We start from the raw sequence: 16855 nt of genomic DNA, 5'->3' as shown, positions 1-16855 counted from the left end.
TCGTCAGGCTTATAGCCCATCCAGGCGAGTTCTATGTGAACCCGCTGAGCAGGCCCAAAACGCCAAACCCGAGATTCTCAAAGGTGGCGTAGTATACGCCCTGTGGCGCGAGTGCTCAAGCCCCGTACAGATAAAGATCCCTCTGGATCGCGTACAATTGTCTTATCTGCACGGGATTTGTTCGCTTTAGCTGCTGTAAAACCTCAGGTAAAGCAAAAAAAGGCTAAATTACAGGCTGGCGCTCACAGCCATCCGCGTTCGGCAAATGAGACGTACTCCTCCCGGCCGAGCACAAAGTGGTCGAGCACCCGAATGTGCATAAGAGTGCAGGCACTCACTATTTGCTGCGTAATATTGCGGTCGGCCCGGCTGGGCTCAGCCACGCCGGACGGGTGATTATGTGCCAGAATCACTGCGCCTGCATTGCGTTTCAACGCTTCACGCACAATTTCCCGCGGGTGAACCTCCACGCTGTTCAGGGTGCCGCTGAACATTTCGCTGGTGTAAATCACCCGGTGCTGATTATCCAGAAAGATCACCTGAAAAATCTCCCTTTCTTTATCCCCAAGCGAACTGCGTAAGAAATCCAGCACCTCGGTAGAACTATCAACCACACGGTTTTCCACCGATTCCCGGCAGGCATGGCAGCGCTTTGCCAGCTCCGCTATCGCCTTGAGCTGGGAATATTTCGCTAATCCGATGCCATGGACGGCCTGCAATTTTTTCGCGGGCGCATTCATCAACTGATAGAGAGAACCGAACTCGACCAGCAGCCGCTGTGCCAGCGCCATAACAGACATATCCCGGGTACCGATGCGCAGAAAAATCGCTAACAGTTCGCTGTCACTGAGCGTCGCCACCCCAAAGTTTTCCAGTTTTTCGCGCGGAGGCATTCCCGGCTCCTGCCACCCGTTAGTTTTGCTCATCGCTTGCTCCCTCTTCCTGAAGTGCAGAAAGCATGGCATTATATACAGTAGTTTTCTATGGTGATGTGCTGACTTTACGAGACGGCTCGCAAAGGTGGCGAGGTGCGAAATAGTCAGCCAAACGGAGTGTGGTAAAATGTTTCTCTTGTGGCGCGAATACCGCCAGCAGGCTTAACAGAAGGCGACAGAAAATGATGGGATTAACCGGGAAACGTATTGTTCTGGGCGTCAGCGGGGGTATTGCCGCGTATAAAGCCCCCGAGCTGGTGCGCCGCCTGCGCGACCGTGGCGCGGAAGTGCGCGTAGTCATGACCGACGCAGCAAAAGCGTTTATTACTCCGCTCAGCCTGCAGGCCGTTTCCGGTTATCCGGTCTCTGACGATCTGCTCGACCCGGCGGCAGAAGCGGCAATGGGCCATATCGAACTCGGCAAGTGGGCCGAGTTGGTGATTCTGGCACCTGCCACCGCTGACCTGATTGCCCGCGTGGCGGCAGGGATGGCTAACGACCTGGTGACCACCATTTGCCTGGCCTCTGCGGCACCGCTGGCCGTGGTCCCGGCGATGAACCAGCAGATGTACCGCGCCCTGCCTACCCAGCACAATTTGCAGGTGTTGGCACAGCGTGGGGTGATGATCTGGGGGCCGGACAGCGGCAGCCAGGCCTGTGGTGATATCGGGCCGGGGCGTATGCTCGACCCGCTGGCGATTGTTGACTATGCGGTGAACTGGGCGGCCCCCGTCAACGATTTGCAACATCTCAACCTTATGATCACCGCCGGCCCGACGCGGGAAGCGCTCGACCCGGTGCGTTTTATCAGTAATCACAGCTCGGGCAAAATGGGCTTTGCCATTGCCGCTGCGGCAGCAAAACGCGGTGCCCGCGTCACGCTGGTTGCCGGGCCGGTAGAGCTGCCGACACCGGCGGGCGTCACGCGGGTTGATGTGGTCAGCGCGCTGGAGATGCAGCAGGCGGTGATGGGCAAGGTAGCAAGCCAGCAAATCTTTATTGGCTGTGCCGCCGTGGGCGACTACCGCGCGGTGGCGATTGCTGAGGAAAAAATTAAAAAACAGGGTGACGAAATTACCCTGAAGATGGTGAAAAACCCTGATATTGTCGCCGGCGTGGCGGCGATGCAGCAACACCGCCCCTTTGTCGTAGGATTTGCCGCTGAAACCCAGAATGTGGAAGAATACGCGCAACAAAAACGCGTGCGCAAGAATCTGGACATGATCTGCGCCAACGATGTTGCCAAAGCCGGGCAGGGTTTCAAAAGCGATACCAATGCTCTTCACCTTTTTTGGCAGGAGGGAGAAAAAGTCTTACCGCTCAGCGATAAGTCACTCCTTGGCCAACTGTTACTAGACGAGATTGTCAGCCGTTATGATGAAAAAAATCGACGTTAAAATCCTGGATGCGCGCGTAGGGAGCGATTTCCCGTTACCTACCTATGCCACCTCCGGTTCCGCCGGGCTGGATCTGCGTGCCTGCCTGGAGGAAGCATTCGTGCTGACCCCTGGCGCGACCACGCTGGTACCTACCGGCCTGGCTATTCATATCGCGGACCCTGAACTGGCTGCGGTGATCCTGCCGCGCTCAGGCCTTGGCCACAAACACGGCGTGGTTCTGGGCAACCTGGTTGGCCTGATTGATTCTGATTATCAGGGACAGCTGATGGTTTCCGTCTGGAACCGTGGGCAGGACTCCTTTACTATCGAGCCTGGCGAGCGTATCGCTCAGATGGTGTTCGTGCCGGTAGTACAGGCAGAGTTCAATCTGGTGAACGACTTCGACGCCAGCGTGCGTGGCGAAGGTGGTTTCGGTCATTCCGGCCGCCAGTAGCTCTCCAACGCTCCGTAACGAACGATAAGCTGATTTTTTTCTTCCGTGAGCCTTTGCTCACGGACGTTGCGTGGGCATTTGCCCGTTTATGGTGATGTTCTCAGGGGTCTTTTAAGGCATGGCAGAAAAAAAGAGTGCGAAAAGGAATCGTCGCGAAGAAATCCTGCAGGCACTGGCGCAGATGCTGGAATCCAGCGATGGCAGCCAGCGCATCACGACCGCCAAGCTGGCGGCGAATGTTGGGGTATCTGAAGCGGCCCTTTACCGGCATTTTCCCAGCAAAACCAAGATGTTTGACAGCCTGATCGAATTTATTGAAGACAGCCTGATTACGCGCATCAATCTGATACTAAAAGACGAGAAAGAGACGCTGCCGCGTCTGCGTCTGATTACCCAGTTAATCTTGGGCTTTGGTGAGCGTAATCCAGGTTTAACGCGCATTCTGACCGGTCATGCGCTGATGTTCGAACAGGATCGTTTGCAGGGGCGGATTAATCAGCTGTTTGAACGTATCGAGGTGCAGCTGCGCCTGGTGATGCGCGAAAAGAAAATTCGTGAGGGTGAAGGTTTTGCCACCGATGAAGCACTGCTGGCCAGCCAGCTGCTGGCGTTCTGCGAAGGGCTGCTGTCGCGCTTTGTGCGTTCAGAGTTCCGTTATCGTCCGACCGTTGACTTCGACGTGCGCTGGCCGCTACTGGCCGCTCAGCTGGTGTGACATTGTGGGTTGATCATAAGGGCCGATCGAAAAAGAAGATCGGCCCCTACAGAAACACTTAAATACCAAACTCGCTGCGGTACTCGCGCACCGCCACCAGGTGGTCGGCCAGTTCCGGCTTCTCTTCCAGATAGGCAATCAGCTCTTTCAGCGTAATAATTGAAATCACCTTGCAGCCGTAATCGCGCTCTACTTCCTGAATCGCAGAAATCGCCCCGCGCCCGCGTTCCTGGCGGTCTAACGAGATCAGTACGCCTGCCAGCGTGGCACTGTTTGCCGCGATGATCTCCATCGACTCACGGATGGCCGTTCCCGCGGTGATCACGTCATCCACCAGCATAATTTTTCCCTGCAGCGGGCTACCCACCAGCGTGCCGCCTTCGCCGTGATCTTTGGCTTCCTTACGGTTAAAGCAGTAAGGGACATCGCGGTCGTGGTGATCGGCCAGCGCCACCACGGTGGTGGTAGCAATCGGAATACCTTTGTAGGCCGGGCCAAACACCAGGTCGAAATCAATACCGGAATCGACCAGCGCCTGAGCGTAGAAACGGCCCAGCAGGGCAAGATCGCGCCCGGTATTGAACAGGCCTGCGTTAAAGAAATAAGGGCTTTTGCGCCCTGATTTCAGCGTGAACTCACCAAACTTCAGCACCTGCTTGTTGATGGCGAATTCGATAAATTGGCGCTGCCAGGCTTTCATGTCGTGTTCCTCAATTTTCAGGCAAGAAAAAGGCGACTGCGAAGTCGCCTGAAAAATTTAGTTGGATAACGCCGCTTTCTGCGCCGCGACCAGGGTATCAATACCGCCTCGCGCCAGCGCCAGCAGCTTGAGCAGCTCGTCGTGGCTGAACGGTTCGCCTTCTGCGGTGCCCTGCACCTCAATCATGCGGCCATCTTCGGTCATCACCACGTTCATATCGGTTTCCGCCGCGGAGTCTTCCACGTACTCGAGGTCGCACAGCGCTTCGCCATTAACGATACCGACGGAAATCGCCGCGACCATGCCTTTCATCGGGTTGGCTTTCAGCTTACCGATGGCGACCAGATGATTCAGGGCATCGGCCAGCGCCACACAGGCGCCGGTGATGGATGCGGTACGGGTACCGCCATCGGCCTGCAGCACATCGCAGTCGAGGGTAATGGTAAATTCACCCAGCGCTTTCAGGTCAATGGCTGCACGCAGCGAGCGGGCGATCAGACGCTGGATCTCCAGCGTACGTCCGCCCTGCTTACCTTTAGCCGCTTCACGCGCGTTACGGCTGTGGGTCGCGCGTGGCAGCATGCCGTATTCGGCGGTGACCCAACCCTGGCCCTGACCTTTCAGAAAGCGCGGCACGCCTTCATCAATGGTGGCAGTACACAGCACTTTGGTATCACCGAATTCAACCAGCACAGAGCCTTCTGCATGTTTGGTGTAATGACGGGTCAGGGTGACAGGGCGCACCTGCTGTGCGCTACGGCCTGATGGACGCATAGTATCTCTCCGGCTAGCTAAACATTATTGACCGCGCATTATACGGATTTCGCAGGGGAATGCCTAACGCGCTGGAAATGACCGCGCGGGTTATGCAAAACGCCGCTATTTAAGCACTAAAACAGCAAGATAGTCGGCGGCAGGATGTAAAAACGCCGTAAATGTGGCTAAATACGTCTCTTTTCTTCTCCCGCATACCGGACTTTTGTATGACCTCTGTTTTCCATTTTATTTTAGCGCTGGTGGTCATTGGCTGCCTGGCGCTGCTGTTCAGCAACGATCGTCGTAAAATCCGCCCGCGCGTGCTGCTACAGCTGGTGGTCATTGAAGCGCTACTGGCCTGGTTCTTCCTGCACGCCTCCGCCGGGTTGAGCATCGTCACCGCCTTTTCCGGCTTCTTCGAAGTGCTGCTGAAGTACGCGGCTCAGGGCACCGATTTTGTTTTCGGCGGCATGGCAGCGCAGGGCATGGCGTTTATCTTCCTCGGCGTGCTGTGCCCGATTGTTTTTATCTCTGCGCTGATCGGTATTTTGCAGCATGTGAAAATCCTGCCGGTGCTGATTAAAGTGGTCGGCACTGCACTGTCTAAAATCAATGGCATGGGCAAGCTGGAGTCGTTCAACGCGGTCAGCACGCTAATCCTTGGCCAGTCGGAAAACTTTATCGCTTACAAAGGTATCCTGGCAGAGATTTCACAGCGCCGCCTTTACTCTATGGCGGCGGCGGCAATGTCCACCGTTTCGCTGTCGATTGTTGGCGCGTATATGTCGATGATTGAACCGCGCTATGTGGTGGCGGCGCTGATCCTCAACATGTTCAGCACCTTCATTATTCTGTCGATTATCAACCCGACGCCGGTTGGCGACGAGCCGGAAATCCGCCTGGAGAAGCTGCACGAAGATCAGAGCTTCTTCGAGATGCTCGGCGAATATATTCTTGCCGGTTTCAAAGTGGCGATGATTATTTTGGCGATGCTGATCGGCTTTATTGCGCTGATTGCGGCGGTGAATGCACTGTTCTCCACGCTGTTCGGCATCAGCTTCCAGCAGATCCTTGGCTATGTCTTCTGGCCGTTCGCCTGGCTGATTGGCATCCCGGCGGCGGATGCGCTGCCGGCCGCCAGCATTATGGCCACCAAGCTGGTGACCAACGAATTCGTGGCGATGATTGAGCTGAAGAAGATTGCGGCTGAGCTGTCTCCGCGCGGGCTGGGGATCCTGTCGGTGTTCCTGGTCTCCTTCGCCAACTTTGCCTCTATCGGCATCGTCGCCGGAGCCATTAAGGGGCTGAACGAGCAGCAGGGCAACGTGGTGTCGCGCTTCGGCCTGAAGCTGATCTACGGCTCGACGCTGGTCAGCCTGCTGTCGGCAGCCTTCGCCGGTCTGGTTCTGTAAGCGCTATCCGGGCGCAGCCAACGCGCCCGCAGCGTGAAGAGTGAAGGGGATTTAAAATGCCACGCAGGCCGGAGCATCCACCCGCATTACCGACTCCTGCGCGAAGCGCTGTTTATAGATCGCCCGCAGCGCTTCAATACTCTGCTCACTGGCCTTATCCGGGCTGTGGATCAGCATCAGCGCTTTGCTGCTTTCGCGCGCCAGCTTGCCATCATTGCCCAGCCACTGCCCTTGCGCCGCAAATACCGTCAGCCCGTCTTTGAAGCGTGGCGTCACTTCGCCGTCAACAAAACCCTGCCATTCTGCCTCTGAGATTGCGGCACCCTGCGGGCGGTTGAGGCCAAAGTAAAGTGTGGTCTGCGTCATGACATCACCCAGCGCGCAGGCGGCGGCGGGCGGCATGACGGCCTGACGTGCCGGAGTACTACAGCCGGTAAGCGCCAGCAGTATCAGGGAAGAGAGGATAAGACGCGGTGCCATGGGTGCTCCTGCTTTTTATTGTCTGAGTTGTCATCATCTTAAGCTGTGAGCGGCAAAACGTCAGCCAAAACACCGTCATTTGAGCGAATGCCTGTTAAGGCAGCGCCTGCGCCGCTATAATCCCTGCATCTTTTATCTCTATAACGGTACGCAAAATGATCCGCAGTATGACCGCTTACGCCCGGCGCGAAACCAAAGGCGAATGGGGCAGCGCAGCCTGGGAGCTGCGTTCCGTCAACCAGCGCTATCTTGAAACCTACATCCGTCTGCCGGAGCAGTTCCGCGGGCTGGAGCCGGTTATCCGTGAACGCATCCGCAACCGTCTGACGCGTGGCAAAATCGAAGTTAACCTGCGTTTTGATGCTGATCCAAGCGCGCAAAGCTCGCTGGTGCTGAACGAGAAGCTGGCCGTGCAGCTGGTGCAGGCGGCTAACTGGGTGAAAATGCAGAGCGACGAGGGTGAAATCAACCCGGTTGATATTCTGCGCTGGCCGGGCGTGATGTCCGCTGAAGAGCAGGATCTGGATGCGATCTCTGCCCAGCTGCTCAGCGCGCTGGACACCGCTATCGATGAGTTCATTACCGCCCGCGAAAGCGAAGGTTCGGCGCTGAAAGCGCTGATTGAGCAGCGTCTGGAAGGCGTCAGCGCCGAGGTGCTGAAGGTGCGCGCCCATATGCCTGACGTACTGAAATGGCAGCGTGAACGCCTGCTGACTCGTCTGGAAGAGGCCCAGGTACAGCTGGAAAATAATCGTCTTGAGCAGGAGCTGGTGATGCTGGCCCAGCGCGTTGATGTGGCTGAAGAGCTGGACCGCCTGGAAGCGCACGTGAAAGAGACCTATAACATCCTGAAGAAGAAGGAGGCCGTAGGTCGGCGCCTCGACTTTATGATGCAGGAGTTCAACCGCGAGTCGAACACCCTGGGGTCTAAATCGATCAATGCCGAGATCACCGCGTCGGCGATTGAGCTGAAAGTGCTGATTGAGCAGATGCGCGAACAGATTCAGAATATCGAGTAATTTGCCGACACGATTGACGGTGAAATATCACTAAGCTCGCCAACTGGCGGGCTTTTTTTTTCAGAAGATGGGGACCGCGTTTAGCGCTTTTCCTTTTAGCGGTAGGCACCCAGCGCGCCACAAGGTAAACTATCCCCTTATTTTATTATGGATTTAATTGAGGCTAACCCATGCAAACATTACCTCCCTGCCCAAAGTGCCACTCAGAATATAGCTGGCAGGATGGCGCCATGTTGAACTGTCCGGAGTGCGGCCACGTCTGGGCTGAAGGCGCGCAGGACGCGGCGGAAGAGAGCCTGGTGGTGAAAGATGCCAATGGCAACCTGCTGGCCGACGGCGATAGCGTCACGGTGATTAAAGATCTGAAGGTGAAAGGCAGTTCCACGCCGCTGAAGATTGGCACCAAAGTGAAAGGTATCCGTCTGGTGGAAGGCGACCACAATATCGACTGCAAAATCGATGGCTTTGGCCAGATGAAGCTGAAGTCCGAGTTTGTCAAAAAGAACTGATCCCTGCCGGTAGCCCCGCGCTACTGGCCTCTTTCCCCTGCCCGGTTTCCTCAAAGCCTGCGAAGCTGCTAGTATCAAAACGCATCATAAGTTTGCGTTAAGGGCGTACGGCGCTCAACGGACCGACTCAGGACACCCCAGGGGGAAGAGTGAATAAGACGATAGGCGTGTTCTTTCCGCTGTATACCACCACACTATTAATGCTGCTCGGTTCCGGGCTGCTGACCACCTATGTTTCTCTGCGACTGACCTCTATCCATGTCTCCGGCGGCCTGATCGGGGCGATTATCGCTGCGAACTATATCGGCCTGGTGATTGGCGGTAAGGTTGGGCACTTTTTTATCTCCCGTGTCGGGCACATTCGTACTTATGTCTCCTGTGCCGGGATTATTACCGCGGCGGTACTGGCCCACGGTCTGACGGAGTTTATCCCAGCCTGGGTAGGTCTGCGTCTGATCATCGGCATGTGCATGATGTGCCAGTATATGGTGCTGGAGAGCTGGCTGAACGATCAATCGGAATCCGACCAGCGCGGCAAGGTGTTTGGCTGCTATATGGTGGCAACCTATCTCGGCATGTCGCTCGGCCAGGTCGTGCTGATGTTGCAGACCGATCTTGGCCTAAGCACGCTGCTGCTGATTGCGCTCTGTTTCTCGCTCTGCCTGGTGCCGATTGCACTGACCACCCGTACTCATGCTCGCCAGCTGTCGCCGGCTCCGATGGAATTACGCTATTTTATCGGCGCCATTCCTAAGGTGCTGTTCACCACGCTGGCGATTGGTATGGTGGTCGGATCGTTCTACGGTCTGGCGCCGGTGTATGCCAGCCAGCAGCAGCTGACCACCAGCCAGACCGGCCTGTTTATGGCCATCGCGATTTTCGCCGGGCTGGTGGCGCAGTTCCCGCTCAGCTGGCTGTCCGACCGCTATAACCGCACCCGCCTGATGCGCCTCAATGCCGTTGTGCTGATCATCGCCGCGCTGCCGCTGGCAGTACTGCCACATATCACCTTCCCGCTGCTGCTGGTGCTGGGGTTTGTGGTCAGCATGCTGCAGTTTTCCCTTTATCCGCTGGCGGTCGCGCTGGCCAATGACCTGATTGAACCAGAGCGCCGCGTGTCGCTGGCCGCCTGTTTGCTGATGGCCTTTGGCGTGGGTGCCAGCATTGGTCCGCTGGTGGTGGGCTTACTGATTGAGCCGCTGGGGGCCAATACGCTGTATGCCTTCTTCGCCCTGTGCGGCCTGTTGATTGTTGCTCTGAGCAGGACGGTGAAACAGGATGAAGCCCAGTTTGTCGAGGATGCACCGGTGCCGCATATCGTGATGGCGGATAGCCTGGTAAGTTCTCCACTGTCACCGGCTCTTAATCCGGCCTTTGACGAACAGATGATTGAAGAAACTATGCCCGCGATCGACAGCGAACCGGTTGAAGAGGTAGCAACGGAGAGCGAAACCCAGCAGGGGGCCGATCCCGATGAAGAAACCGGGCTGAAGAAAGCCTTTGAGAAGCTTTGAGTCAGCCAATTTTGGTTTTTTCAGGCAGAGTGATGGGGGGTGCAGACCTGCTACCCCTCATCAACCATTTCATCTCCTGCGTTTTGCACTCTTTTACCGCTGCGGATAACCGATATCCAACAACGAATAATGTCGGAAAAAACTGATAAACCTTTAATTTTATTCTGTATCAAATGGCAACTTACTAACGTTATTTTCCAGTAAATTTTAGCGCGATTAAAAAAACGGCCTCAGATTAAACCTTGCGCATAGGCAAAGCGTATCAGTTCAATATTTGAAGAAATACCAAGCCGCCGCATAGCATTATACTTCTGCGTAGATATAGTGCTGATTGTTCTGTTCTGCCGCCGGGCAATTTCTGCCAGCGAATAGCCTGAAGAGAATAACCGCACGACTTCTAACTCCTTAGGCGTGAGGGTAGTACCCCGATCGTGATTTTTACCCGGTTCAGCTTTGAGATAATCCAGCGAAGATGAAAAGTAGAGCCCACTCTGCATCATCACATGGTGGCAGGCAGTGAGCGTCTCTTCGATATCATCTGACTTACTGACTATTGATCTTACACCATAATCACATGCCTTCCTCAGAATCGCAGTATTTCCCAGAGAGGTCAGCAAAACCACCTTCACATCAGGAAAGCGGCCACTCAGAGCACGCAGTTTGGAAAATCCATCCAGCGTCGAGTTTTCGTTTCCCAGAGAAAAATCAGTAATGACGATATCCGTTCGATTGTTGGCCAGCGAAGCTAATAGCTCTTTGCCACACAGAGACTCATTGGTAACCTGATAGCGAGAGTCGTTAGCAAACAACATCTTTAACGAATGCAATATATGCGGATGATCGTCAGATATGGATACCGTGTGCCTGTGATGCATGTGCCCTCCTTGATTTTCACAAATACAAACAGGGCTAATATACGATCGATTAACAGACTAAGAAAACAAAATATTCTTTTTTCTCCTTAAAGTTAGAGCTTGTAAGAAAGTGACATAAAATTTATTTAGAACATAATAGAAAATTCAGGAAATTTAATAGCGGCATTATTTTATAAAGTGAAATGGGTTAGGTGCAGCACTCTCTAAAATCCCTGTACTGAAAAGGGCAGGCAGGGTTTAAAATCAATGGACGGAATAATGAATAAATAATATATTTCTTGCCTATTATTGCTAATTAACATCCTGCGTACGCTGTACATGCAAATGAGAGTGAAGCCCTATTGCGCCAGGACGTTTTACTCAGATAAAAGCAAGCCCCTTAAGCATCTTGCCGTTTGACAGGCGATCCCTTAGGCTTGCCGCCTGTTTTCAGGAGCTGGCTATGTTACTCACTGTCCTTTACATCATCGGTATTACAGCAGAATCCATGACCGGAGCGCTGGCCGCTGGCCGCCGCAAGATGGATATGTTTGGCGTGATTATTATTGCTTCCGTGACGGCGATAGGCGGTGGTTCTGTGCGCGATATGCTGCTCGGCCACTATCCGCTTGGCTGGGTGAAGCATCCTGAATACATCATGATAGTCGCCGCCGCAGCGGTGGTGACGACCCTGGCGGCGCCGCTGATGCCGCACCTGCGCAAAGTCTTTCTGGTGCTGGATGCACTGGGATTAGTGGTGTTTTCAATTATCGGAGCGCAGGTGGCGTTGGATATGGGCCACGCTGGCATTATCGCCGCGATCAGTGCCGTGGTCACCGGCGTCTTTGGCGGCGTGCTGCGCGACATGTTCTGCAACCGCATCCCGCTGGTATTTCAGAAAGAGTTATATGCAGGTATCGCTTTTGCCTCCGGATGGCTCTATATCCTGCTGCTCAAAACGGCCCTGTCGATGGAGACGGTGATCATCATTACCCTCCTGGCTGGCTTTATCGCGCGCCTGGGTGCACTGCGCTTCCGCCTTGGTCTGCCGGTATTTAACTATCCCCATGACGACCACTAATCCCCACGCAGATTAAGACCTTCAATGAGCTGCTGCACTTCGCGCTGCTGCAAAAAGGCGCGAATAGTATGGGCCAGTTTAGTACCAACCCCGGGCAGCTGCTGCCACTCTTCCACGCTATGCGACAGTAACTGCTGCCAGCTGTCATCAGGTAGCGCACGCAGCGCCCCTTCCGGGATCGGAACGCCCAGCGCCCGCACCCAGCGTTTAAACGGCAGCTGGCGGCTGAGCCGGAACTGCTGCCAGAAGAAGCGCGCTTTGGGCTGACCGATGCCGGGTATGTCTTCAAGCTGCTGCTGCGACAAGGCCAGCCAGGAGAGCAGATGGGTGAGGTGCCCGGACTGGATCAGCCGCTGCCAGTTTTGCCGCCCCATCCCCGTCAGGTTCAGGGCCGTGCTGCTGCTTAACCACTCCAGCCGTGCCAGAAACTGCTGACGGCACGCCGGGCTGAGGTGAAAACAGCTGACCATAGAAAAGCGCCCGGCATCGGGGGGCTGCGGATAGTCGCGCTGCGCCACTCGCCATACCACACTGTTGAGGCGCGGGATCCCCTGCCCGGCCAGGCTGAGGCTGACCTGATCCCCCGCAATCACATCGCGCTCACGCCAGCGCGCAACGGGCCCGATGCTAACCCGGCTGACGCGTTTATCATCCAGCTGTACGGGTTGCAGGTGGAGTACCGTGCTGATTTTACCGCTGCGCCCGACGGTGAATTCCACTGAGCGCACTTCGCTGGTGACTTCAGGTGGCGGATATTTCCAGGCAATGGCCCAGTCCCCCAGCTCGGGCAGCCAGCTTTTTCCCGCCAGCACCGGCATGCTGTGTACCACCACCCCGTCCGTCACAAACGGAAGCGCGCTGTGGAACCAGCGCTCGCGCCAGCCTTCAACCTCATCAGCATCTTGTACCTGCCGCGTCCAGCTGCGGATAGCAGGAAATCCCGCACTTTCCAGAGCGTCCAGCCTCTGTTGCAGCAGCCCTGGGCCATCTGGCCATGCCCAGACAAATAGCCCAACGCGCTGCAGTAAAGATGAGGGCTGTTTTGCCATTAATGCTCCAGCCACCTGCGAACGGGCATTTTTCCCGCCGTCACGACCCTGCTGGTGATCGGTCATCTTCAGGTAAAGCTCGCCCTGGAATACCTGCTGCCCGGCATTCAGCGTAATAGATTGTGGGATCGCGGGGATCAGGCGCGCTTTCGCCGTCCAGTCCTCCCCCTGCATACCGTTGCCGCGGCTAACCATCCGGGTCAGTTTTCCCTGACGATAGACCAGGGTTACCGCCACCCCGTCGACTTTAGGCTGTACCCACAGGCCGTGACGGTTCTCCATCCAGCGCGCCACCTCGGCTTTGCCCGCCAGTTTTTTTACACCGACGTGGGCAACCGGATGGCGCACTTTACCATCGGTCATCAAAACAGGCTGACGGCGATCGCTGGCGGGATGAAAGCAGTGCTGCCACTGCTGTAGCTTGCCCTGCAATGCATCATAACGTTCATCGGTCACGCTACTCTTACCCTGACGGTAGTAGGCGTCATCCCAGTGCGTGAGCTGTGCTGCCAGCCGGGTCATCTCCAGATCGGCCCGCGCAGGCGACCATACCGGGCACTGTGCCGCCAGCACCGCGCTGTATAACCCAATGGCTAAAATGAGGTAGCGCATCCCTGTCTCTCCTGCTTTCCACTTATACCGCTGAACAGTAAAGCGTGCGGGTCGGGGATTAGCGAGTGGCATAGTCAGATTATGGAAAGCCGCTCCGGAACAATTCAATGCAGCCGACATCGGGCTACAAAACGCCGTGCAGCGCTTTCCATTTCCTCAGAAAATCCCCTGGATCATCGCCTAAACGCTGCATCACGCCCTGCACCTGTGTATACTGTGCAGGAAGTAGACTCCGCTTTATTGGCATATCAAGAATAATCATGGCTCAAGGCACGCTTTTTATTGTTTCCGCCCCAAGCGGCGCGGGTAAATCCAGCCTGATTCAGGCGCTGTTAAAAACGCAACCGCTGTACGATACCCAGGTATCGATCTCCCACACCACGCGTGGGGTACGGCCGGGCGAAAATCATGGTGAGCATTATTACTTTGTGAACCACGATGAGTTTCGTTCCATGATTGAGGAAGAGGCGTTTTTAGAACATGCCGAAGTGTTCGGTAACTATTACGGCACTTCGCGTAAAGCCATTGAACAGGTGCTGGCAACCGGCGTTGATGTGTTTCTCGATATCGACTGGCAGGGTGCTAAACAGATCCGTGAGAAAATGCCGGCAGCACGCAGCATTTTCGTGCTGCCGCCGTCGAAAGACGAACTGGACCGCCGCCTTCGTGGCCGTGGTCAGGACAGCGAAGAAGTGATTACTAAACGTATGGCCCAGGCTGTTGCTGAGATGAGCCACTACGCCGAATACGATTATTTAATCGTGAATGATGATTTCGACCTGGCATTGTCCGATCTGAAAACCATTATTCGCGCTGAGCGTCTGCGTATGGGCCGTCAAAAAGCCCGCCATGATGCATTAATCAGCAAACTATTGGCAGACTGAGGGTAACTCAGTATGATGCCCAGTCATTTCGTCACCACCCGTGGAGTATCACACTTATGGCACGCGTAACCGTACAGGACGCAGTAGAAAAAATTGGTAACCGTTTTGATCTGGTTCTGGTAGCAGCACGCCGCGCTCGTCAGATGCAGGTTGGTGGTAAAGATCCACTGGTCCCGGAAGAGAACGACAAATCTACCGTTATCGCGCTGCGCGAAATCGAAGAAGGCCTGATCACCAATCAGATCCTCGACGTGCGCGATCGCCAGGAGCAGCAAGAGCAGGAAGCCGCAGAATTACAGGCTGTGACTGCTATCGCTGAAGGTCGTCGTTAATCAGCACTAAAGGCCTGCCTTGTATCTGTTCGAAAGCCTCAATCAGCTGATTGAAAAATACTTGCCTGAGGAGCAAATCAAGCGCCTCAAGCAAGCTTATCTTGTCGCACGTGATGCTCACGAGGGACAGACACGCTCCAGCGGTGAGCCTTATATCACCCATCCGGTAGCCGTGGCCTGCATCCTGGCGGAAATGAAACTCGACCATGAAACACTGATGGCCGCGCTTCTGCACGACGTTATTGAAGACACCCCCGCCACCTATAAGGATATGGAACAGCTGTTCGGCCAGACCGTCGCCGAGCTGGTTGAAGGGGTTTCTAAACTCGACAAGCTGAAATTCCGCGACAAGAAAGAAGCCCAGGCTGAAAACTTCCGCAAGATGATCATGGCGATGGTGCAGGATATCCGCGTCATTCTGATCAAGCTGGCCGACCGTACGCACAACATGCGTACCCTCGGCGCGCTGCGACCGGATAAAAAACGGCGTATCGCGTTGGAAACGCTGGAAATCTATAGCCCACTGGCTCATCGCCTGGGTATTCACCACCTGAAAACCGAACTGGAAGAGCTGGGCTTTGAAGCCCTGTATCCGAACCGTTTCCGCGTGATTAAGGAAGTGGTCAAAGCGGCACGCGGCAACCGTAAAGAGATGATCCAGAAAATCCTCTCGGAAATTGACGGTCGTCTGGAAGAAGCCGGTATTACCCGCCGCGTCAGCGGTCGCGAAAAACACCTCTATTCCATCTACTGCAAAATGCACCTGAAAGAGCAGCGATTCCATTCGATTATGGATATCTATGCCTTCCGCGTCATCGTGCGTGATGTCGATACCTGTTATCGCGTACTGGGCCAGATGCACAGCTTGTATAAGCCGCGCCCGGGCCGGGTGAAAGATTATATTGCTATCCCAAAAGCCAACGGCTATCAGTCGCTGCATACATCAATGATCGGTCCGCACGGCGTGCCGGTTGAGGTGCAGATCCGCACCGAAGATATGGATCAGATGGCAGAGATGGGGGTAGCAGCGCACTGGGCTTATAAAGAACAGGGCGAGAGCAGCACTACCGCACAGATCCGCGCGCAGCGCTGGCTGCAAAGCCTGCTGGAGCTGCAGCAGAGCGCCGGAAGCTCATTTGAATTTATCGAAAGCGTAAAATCCGATCTGTTCCCGGATGAGATTTACGTATTCACTCCGGAAGGCCGCATTGTTGAACTGCCAGCCGGTGCCACGCCGGTCGACTTTGCCTACGCCGTGCATACCGATATCGGCCATGCCTGCGTGGGCGCACGCGTTGACCGCCAGCCTTATCCGCTGTCGCAGCCGCTCACCAGCGGCCAGACCGTCGAAATTATTACCGCACCGGGTGCGCGCCCGAACGCTGCGTGGCTGAACTTTGTCGTGAGCTCGAAAGCGCGCGCCAAGATCCGCCAGCTGTTGAAAAACCTCAAGCGTGATGACTCGGTCAGCCTTGGCCGACGCCTGCTCAATCATGCCCTGGGTGGCAGCCGCAAGCTGGCTGAGATCCCGGAAGCCAATGTCCAGCACGAGCTGGAGCGCATGAAGCTGACCTCGCTGGATGACCTGCTGGCTGAAATCGGTCTCGGTAACGCCATGAGCGTGGTGGTGGCGAAAAATCTGCAGCAGAGCGAGCAGAATGTTCCCGCCAACACCGGCAGCAGCAGTAGCATCAGCGGCGCTCGCAGCAAGCTGCCAATTAAGGGCGCCGATGGGGTGTTGATCACCTTCGCCAAGTGCTGCCGCCCGATCCCCGGTGACCCGATTGTGGCGCACGTCAGCCCCGGTAAAGGCCTGGTGGTGCACCATGAATCCTGCCGTAATATTCGTGGCTATCAGAAAGAGCCAGAGAAATACATGGCGGTGGAGTGGGATATTGCCACCGAGCAGGAGTTTGTCGCCGAGATTAAGGTGGATATGTTTAACCACCAGGGCGCGCTGGCAAACCTGACGGCGGCCATTAACACCGCCGGCTCCAATATCCAGAGCCTGAACACTGAAGAAAAAGATGGCCGTGTTTACAGCGCCTTTATCCGTTCTGACGGCACGCGATCGCGTTCATCTGGCCAATATCATGCGTAAAATCCGCGTGATGCCGGATGTCATCAAGGTCCATCGCAACCGCAATTAAGTCAAAGACGGGGCCCGCCT

Annotated in this window: 16 protein-coding genes and 1 pseudogene; 11 read left to right on the top strand and 6 right to left on the bottom strand. The window is 55.5% G+C overall.

Going from position 1 to position 16855, the window contains the following annotated elements:
• Positions 1-242 precede the first annotated feature (242 nt).
• Positions 243-926, bottom strand: coding sequence for a RadC family protein (gene radC, locus ACLI4M_RS10015; protein ID WP_133622319.1), 684 nt, complete (start codon positions 924-926; stop codon positions 243-245).
• Positions 927-1120: 194 nt separating this feature from the next.
• On the opposite strand from radC, the gene coaBC reads away from it, so the two are divergent.
• From coaBC to slmA, 3 genes are all read left to right on the top strand, one after another.
• Positions 1121-2332 (top strand): bifunctional phosphopantothenoylcysteine decarboxylase/phosphopantothenate--cysteine ligase CoaBC, encoded by a 1212-nt coding sequence (coaBC, locus tag ACLI4M_RS10010; protein WP_208864901.1) that lies wholly within the window; start codon positions 1121-1123, stop codon positions 2330-2332.
• Positions 2310-2768 (top strand): dUTP diphosphatase, encoded by a 459-nt coding sequence (dut, locus tag ACLI4M_RS10005; RefSeq protein WP_133622321.1) that lies wholly within the window; start codon positions 2310-2312, stop codon positions 2766-2768. The genes coaBC and dut overlap by 23 nt, the downstream gene beginning before the upstream one ends.
• 118 nt (positions 2769-2886) lie before the next feature.
• Entirely contained in the window at positions 2887-3483 is a 597-nt protein-coding gene (gene slmA, locus ACLI4M_RS10000) for a nucleoid occlusion factor SlmA (protein WP_099755044.1), read from the top strand.
• A 58-nt stretch (positions 3484-3541) separates the two neighbouring features.
• Here the strand turns inward: slmA and pyrE are convergent, their stop codons facing one another.
• A complete protein-coding gene (gene pyrE, locus ACLI4M_RS09995) occupies positions 3542-4183 on the bottom strand; it encodes an orotate phosphoribosyltransferase (protein WP_133622322.1) in 642 nt (213 codons plus the stop codon).
• A gap of 57 nt (positions 4184-4240) precedes the next feature.
• Positions 4241-4957, bottom strand: coding sequence for a ribonuclease PH (rph, locus tag ACLI4M_RS09990; protein ID WP_048914223.1), 717 nt, complete (start codon positions 4955-4957; stop codon positions 4241-4243).
• Between the two features lie 209 nt (positions 4958-5166).
• On the opposite strand from rph, the gene ACLI4M_RS09985 reads away from it, so the two are divergent.
• Positions 5167-6351 carry a NupC/NupG family nucleoside CNT transporter gene (locus tag ACLI4M_RS09985; RefSeq protein WP_133622323.1) on the top strand — a complete coding sequence of 395 codons (1185 nt, stop codon included), beginning with the start codon at positions 5167-5169 and terminating at the stop codon, positions 6349-6351.
• A gap of 51 nt (positions 6352-6402) precedes the next feature.
• Here the strand turns inward: ACLI4M_RS09985 and ACLI4M_RS09980 are convergent, their stop codons facing one another.
• Entirely contained in the window at positions 6403-6831 is a 429-nt protein-coding gene (locus ACLI4M_RS09980) for a DUF3574 domain-containing protein (protein ID WP_133622324.1), read from the bottom strand.
• A gap of 155 nt (positions 6832-6986) precedes the next feature.
• On the opposite strand from ACLI4M_RS09980, the gene ACLI4M_RS09975 reads away from it, so the two are divergent.
• From ACLI4M_RS09975 to ACLI4M_RS09965, 3 genes are all read left to right on the top strand, one after another.
• Positions 6987-7850: a YicC/YloC family endoribonuclease gene (locus tag ACLI4M_RS09975; RefSeq protein ID WP_048914220.1), complete on the top strand. Its 864-nt coding sequence runs from the start codon at positions 6987-6989 to the stop codon at positions 7848-7850.
• Positions 7851-8020: 170 nt separating this feature from the next.
• Positions 8021-8359, top strand: coding sequence for a zinc ribbon domain-containing protein YjdM (locus ACLI4M_RS09970; RefSeq protein ID WP_048914219.1), 339 nt, complete (start codon positions 8021-8023; stop codon positions 8357-8359).
• Between the two features lie 149 nt (positions 8360-8508).
• Complete coding sequence (locus ACLI4M_RS09965) at positions 8509-9873, top strand: MFS transporter (RefSeq protein ID WP_048914218.1); 1365 nt, start codon at positions 8509-8511, stop codon at positions 9871-9873.
• Between the two features lie 230 nt (positions 9874-10103).
• On the opposite strand, the gene ACLI4M_RS09960 is transcribed toward ACLI4M_RS09965, so the two are convergent.
• Positions 10104-10748: a response regulator transcription factor gene (locus tag ACLI4M_RS09960; RefSeq protein WP_048914217.1), complete on the bottom strand. Its 645-nt coding sequence runs from the start codon at positions 10746-10748 to the stop codon at positions 10104-10106.
• Between the two features lie 442 nt (positions 10749-11190).
• Between ACLI4M_RS09960 and ACLI4M_RS09955 the strand changes: the two genes are divergently transcribed.
• The gene (locus ACLI4M_RS09955) at positions 11191-11808 is read left to right on the top strand and encodes a trimeric intracellular cation channel family protein (protein WP_048914212.1); all 618 of its coding nucleotides are present in this window, start codon (positions 11191-11193) and stop codon (positions 11806-11808) included.
• On the opposite strand, the gene ligB is transcribed toward ACLI4M_RS09955, so the two are convergent.
• Positions 11805-13469 (bottom strand): NAD-dependent DNA ligase LigB, encoded by a 1665-nt coding sequence (gene ligB / locus ACLI4M_RS09950; protein WP_133622325.1) that lies wholly within the window; start codon positions 13467-13469, stop codon positions 11805-11807. The two genes, ACLI4M_RS09955 and ligB, sit on opposite strands and share 4 nt — an antisense overlap.
• A 260-nt stretch (positions 13470-13729) precedes the next feature.
• Between ligB and gmk the strand changes: the two genes are divergently transcribed.
• The 3 genes and pseudogenes from gmk (at position 13730) to spoT (ending at position 16835) form a co-directional block, all read left to right on the top strand.
• Entirely contained in the window at positions 13730-14353 is a 624-nt protein-coding gene (gene gmk / locus ACLI4M_RS09945) for a guanylate kinase (protein ID WP_048914210.1), read from the top strand.
• Positions 14354-14409: 56 nt separating this feature from the next.
• Positions 14410-14685 carry a DNA-directed RNA polymerase subunit omega gene (rpoZ, locus tag ACLI4M_RS09940; protein WP_016191359.1) on the top strand — a complete coding sequence of 92 codons (276 nt, stop codon included), beginning with the start codon at positions 14410-14412 and terminating at the stop codon, positions 14683-14685.
• Positions 14686-14704: 19 nt separating this feature from the next.
• A pseudogene (spoT, locus tag ACLI4M_RS09935) lies at positions 14705-16835 on the top strand (bifunctional GTP diphosphokinase/guanosine-3',5'-bis pyrophosphate 3'-pyrophosphohydrolase).
• Positions 16836-16855: the final 20 nt, after the last annotated feature.

The sequence above is a fragment of the Erwinia sp. LJJL01 genome, assembly GCF_047300805.2.
Lineage (GTDB): Bacteria > Pseudomonadota > Gammaproteobacteria > Enterobacterales > Enterobacteriaceae > Erwinia > Erwinia aphidicola.
Note: the sequence above shows the minus strand (reverse complement) of the source record. Positions and strands in the feature narration are given on the sequence as shown.

Coding starts and splice junctions, on each gene's coding strand:
- rph (WP_048914223.1), bottom strand. CDS start 4,957: ATGCGTCCATCAGGCCGTAGCGCACAGCAGGTGCGCCCTGTCACCCTG.
- ACLI4M_RS09960 (WP_048914217.1), bottom strand. CDS start 10,748: ATGCATCACAGGCACACGGTATCCATATCTGACGATCATCCGCATATA.
- ACLI4M_RS09970 (WP_048914219.1), top strand. CDS start 8,021: ATGCAAACATTACCTCCCTGCCCAAAGTGCCACTCAGAATATAGCTGG.
- gmk (WP_048914210.1), top strand. CDS start 13,730: ATGGCTCAAGGCACGCTTTTTATTGTTTCCGCCCCAAGCGGCGCGGGT.
- dut (WP_133622321.1), top strand. CDS start 2,310: ATGATGAAAAAAATCGACGTTAAAATCCTGGATGCGCGCGTAGGGAGC.
- ACLI4M_RS09980 (WP_133622324.1), bottom strand. CDS start 6,831: ATGGCACCGCGTCTTATCCTCTCTTCCCTGATACTGCTGGCGCTTACC.
- ACLI4M_RS09975 (WP_048914220.1), top strand. CDS start 6,987: ATGATCCGCAGTATGACCGCTTACGCCCGGCGCGAAACCAAAGGCGAA.
- ACLI4M_RS09985 (WP_133622323.1), top strand. CDS start 5,167: ATGACCTCTGTTTTCCATTTTATTTTAGCGCTGGTGGTCATTGGCTGC.
- ACLI4M_RS09955 (WP_048914212.1), top strand. CDS start 11,191: ATGTTACTCACTGTCCTTTACATCATCGGTATTACAGCAGAATCCATG.
- slmA (WP_099755044.1), top strand. CDS start 2,887: ATGGCAGAAAAAAAGAGTGCGAAAAGGAATCGTCGCGAAGAAATCCTG.
- coaBC (WP_208864901.1), top strand. CDS start 1,121: ATGGGATTAACCGGGAAACGTATTGTTCTGGGCGTCAGCGGGGGTATT.
- radC (WP_133622319.1), bottom strand. CDS start 926: ATGAGCAAAACTAACGGGTGGCAGGAGCCGGGAATGCCTCCGCGCGAA.
- pyrE (WP_133622322.1), bottom strand. CDS start 4,183: ATGAAAGCCTGGCAGCGCCAATTTATCGAATTCGCCATCAACAAGCAG.
- rpoZ (WP_016191359.1), top strand. CDS start 14,410: ATGGCACGCGTAACCGTACAGGACGCAGTAGAAAAAATTGGTAACCGT.
- ligB (WP_133622325.1), bottom strand. CDS start 13,469: ATGCGCTACCTCATTTTAGCCATTGGGTTATACAGCGCGGTGCTGGCG.